Annotated in this window: 2 protein-coding genes; both read left to right on the top strand. The window is 50.9% G+C overall.

Translation table 11 applies throughout. The features are described from left to right. A partial coding sequence (locus R7E42_RS25525; RefSeq protein WP_318073313.1) for a flagellar basal body rod protein FlgF occupies positions 1–632 on the top strand: 632 nt, incomplete at its 5' end. Between the two features lie 25 nt (positions 633–657). Further along, positions 658–1052, top strand: a 395-nt coding sequence (locus R7E42_RS25520; protein ID WP_318073312.1) for a flagellar hook-basal body complex protein, incomplete at its 3' end; no start/stop codon positions are given.

Here is a 1052-nt window from a genome sequence, read left to right as displayed (position 1 = left end):
TCCGTGCGGATATGGAACGTGTTCGTAGCGTGGAGTTACAAGGCCCGGGCTTTGATGGCCGAACCATGGTGGTCACAAACTCTGCATCGACGCGTTTTGATTCTGGCGACGTTGTGAAAACAGGTCGTGCGCTGGACGTTGCCGTCATGGGTGAAGGTTACCTTGCGGTAGAAACGCCAGCGGGTAACGAGGCTTACACGCGTGCCGGTAACATTCAAATCGATACCTTTGGCGCAATGTCTATCAACGGATTCCCGGTGGTGGGTGAAAACGGTCCGTTGGTGGTGCCTGATTATCAAAAAATCGAAATCAGTGAGCGTGGTCTTGTCTCGGTTATTCCACCGGGCGGCGGTGCAGAAATCGCAGTCGGCACATTGAAACTGGTGAAGCCAGAAATCAATCAGCTGCAAAAAGAGAGCGACAGCTTGCTTCACAGTGTTGATGGTGTGCCATTCGCAGCGGATGAAACCGTGCAATTGGCACCAGAACACATCGAAGGCAGTAACGTATCGGCGATCGATGAGCTGATCGGCGTGATGTCGCTAACGCGTAACTTCGAGATGCAAGTACGCATGATGAAAACTGCAGAAACGTTGGCGCAAGCCGGTAACAAATTAATGGCGGCGAGATAAGTCTCGCCCCAAAAGGAGATAACCAATGCATTCGGCATTATGGGTAAGTAAGACAGGTATGGCAGCGCAGGACACGAAGATGACTGCCATTTCCAACAACTTAGCAAACGTAAACACCGTCGGCTTTAAGCGCGACCGCGTTGTATTTGAAGACTTGTTCTACAGCATTCAGCGTCAGCCTGGTGCACAGGTGGATCAGGTAAACGAGCTACCTAGCGGTGTTCAACTGGGTAGTGGTGTGCGCGTTGTCGGCACGCAAAAAGTGTTCACGCAAGGTAACACACAAAACACGACTCAAGACCTAGATCTAGCGGTAATGGGGCAAGGCTTCTTCCAGATTGAAAACTCTGACGGTCAGATTATGTACACGCGTAATGGTCAGTTCCACATCAACTCAGAAGGTTTGATGGTGAACAGTCA

This window comes from Vibrio sp. Vb1337 (assembly GCF_033338715.1).
In the GTDB taxonomy this organism is placed as follows: domain Bacteria; phylum Pseudomonadota; class Gammaproteobacteria; order Enterobacterales; family Vibrionaceae; genus Vibrio; species Vibrio alginolyticus.
This window is presented reverse-complemented; position numbering and strand designations above follow the sequence as displayed.